The sequence below is a fragment of the Trebonia sp. genome, assembly GCF_049794275.1.
GTDB lineage: Bacteria > Actinomycetota > Actinomycetes > Streptosporangiales > Streptosporangiaceae > Trebonia.
This window is the reverse complement of the sequence record NZ_JBARCR010001218.1, coordinates 1-2,257: the sequence shown is the minus strand read 5'-3', so window position 1 is coordinate 2,257 and position 2,257 is coordinate 1. Positions and strand designations below refer to the sequence as shown.

Annotated in this window: 3 protein-coding genes; all 3 read left to right on the top strand. The window is 71.2% G+C overall.

Going from position 1 to position 2,257, the window contains the following annotated elements:
- Positions 1-567: NADH-ubiquinone oxidoreductase-F iron-sulfur binding region domain-containing protein (locus WA805_RS29930; RefSeq protein ID WP_425244000.1), on the top strand; the 567-nt coding region annotated here is incomplete at its 5' end.
- Positions 564-764: a ferredoxin gene (locus WA805_RS29925; protein WP_422273317.1), complete on the top strand. Its 201-nt coding sequence runs from the start codon at positions 564-566 to the stop codon at positions 762-764. The genes WA805_RS29930 and WA805_RS29925, both read left to right, overlap by 4 nt.
- A 140-nt stretch (positions 765-904) precedes the next feature.
- Positions 905-2,257: MFS transporter (locus WA805_RS29920; protein ID WP_425243999.1), on the top strand; the 1,353-nt coding region annotated here is incomplete at its 3' end.

Here is a 2,257-nt window from a genome sequence, read left to right as displayed (position 1 = left end):
GACGGAGCGCCGCGCGTCGTCGAGGTCCCCCTCGGCATGCCGCTGAAGGCCCTGCTCAGTGACGTGCGGGCCGATCAGGCGGTGCTGATCGGCGGGTACCACGGCAGCTGGCTGCCGGCCACTGAGGCGGTGCGGCTGACGCTGGACAACCAGTCGCTCGCCGCGGCGGGCGCGCGGGTCGGGGCCGGGATCCTGTTGACCCCGCCGCCGGATCGGTGCGCGCTGATCGAGACGGCCGCGGTCGTTCGGTACCTGGCTCTTGAATCCGCCGGCCAGTGCGGACCGTGCCTGAACGGGCTGCCGCGGATGGCCGCCGCCCTCACCGAGATCGCCGTCGGCCGCCAGCGCGGGCAGACGCAGGCGGACGTGGAGCGGTGGGCCGGGCTGGTCACCGGGCGCGGCGCCTGCCACCACCCGGACGGTACGGCGCGGTTCGTGCGCAGCGCGCTGATCGCGTTCGCCGCCGAGGTCAGCCGGCACCAGCGGGGCCAGTGCACCGGGACGAGCAAGCGGCCGTTCCTGCCGATCCCGCACGGCTCGGCACGCACGGAAGAGGACTGGATGTGAGCGAGAAACTGCTGGTCAACCCCATCGAGTGCGAGGGGCACGGGGCGTGCGCCGAGCTGCTGCCCGAGATGATCCACCTGGACGAGTGGGGTTACCCGATCGTGGACGGGCGACCGGTCCCCGCGGGCCTGGAACGCGACGCCAGGGCGGCCGTGAGCGCCTGCCCGACGCTCGCGCTGCGCCTGCTGCGCTCGTAACGCGCTCCGCGAACCACCCGGCTGAGGCCGTCCCCGCGGGGACGGCCTTTCGCGTTCATGCTTGACGCTGCCAATTGGATGTGTCTATCTTATGAGAGTAACTTTCATTTAAGAGGAACACCCGGAAGGTGGTGACTCTCATGAAGGACTCGGCCCGTCGCTGGTGGGCGATGGCCGCGATCTCGGTGAGCGTGCTGGTCGTGAGCCTGGACCTGACCGTGCTCAGCCTGGCGCTGCCGACCATCGCCGGGACCATGCACGCGTCAACAGCGGACCTGCAGTGGATCACCGACTCCTACTCCCTGGTGATCGCCGCCTTGATCCTCCCGGCCGGGCTGCTCGGCGACCGGTACGGGCGGAAGAAGGTGCTGCTCGCCGCGCTCGTCGTGTTCGCCGCCAGCTCTGTGTGGTGCGCTTACTCGGTCAGCGTGGGTGAGCTGATCGCCGCGCGGGCGGCGCTCGGCATCGGCGCTGCCGCCGTCTTCCCGATGGCGATCTCGGTCATCCCGGTCATGTTCGCCGAGCAGGAACGGCAGAAGGCGATCTCCGTGATGGCCGGGGCGCTCTTCCTCAGCTACCCGATCGGGCCGATCGTCGGCGGCTTCCTGCTCGACCACTTCTGGTGGGGCTCGGTCTTCCTGATCAACGTGCCGGTTGTGGTAATCGCGCTCGCCGCTGTAACGCTCCTGCTGCCCGAGTCGCGGGCCACGAAGCGGCCGCGCTTTGACTTCCCCGGCATCGTGATCTCGAGCGCGGGGCTCACCGCCCTCACGTACGGGTTCATCAGGGCTGGCCAGGACGGCTGGACCGACACCCCGGCCCTGGCGACGATCGTCGCGGGACTTGCGATCCTCGCCGGCTTCGTCTGGTGGGAACGGTTCGCCGCCCGGCGGAGCGGCAGCCAGCCGCTCGTCGACCTGTCGCTATTCCGGGTGGCCAGCTTCCGGTGGGGCACGATCCTGATGACGTTCGTGTCGTTCGCGATGTTCGGCCTGTTCTTCACCGCTCCGCAGTACTTCCAGGACGTCCGCGGCGCGACACCGCTCGGCAGCGGGGTGCGGCTGCTGCCGCTGATCGCCGGGATGCTCGTCGGCATGATCGCGGGCAGCAGGCTCACCGAAGCGGTCAAGCTGCCCGGCGGCGGCCGCGGCGATCCGCGGGTCAGCGCCAAGCTCGCCGTCGCGGCCGGGTTCCTGGTGATGGCGGCCGGGCTGGTGATAGGCGCCTGCACCGGGCTCGGCTCCTCGGCCGGCTATGCGGTGCTGTGGATCGCGGTGACCGGGCTCGGCCTCGGGCTCGCGATGCCGGCCTCGATGAACGCCGCGGTCGGGCCGCTGACGGCGGAGCGCAGCGCCTCGGGCGGCGCCCTGATGTCCGCGGTCCGCCAGGTAGGCGCCACCATCGGCGTCGCGGTGCTCGGCACGCTGATCAGCAACGGCTATACCAGCCAGCTGCGCCTGGACGGGCTGCCCGCGGCCGCCGCGTCGGCAGTC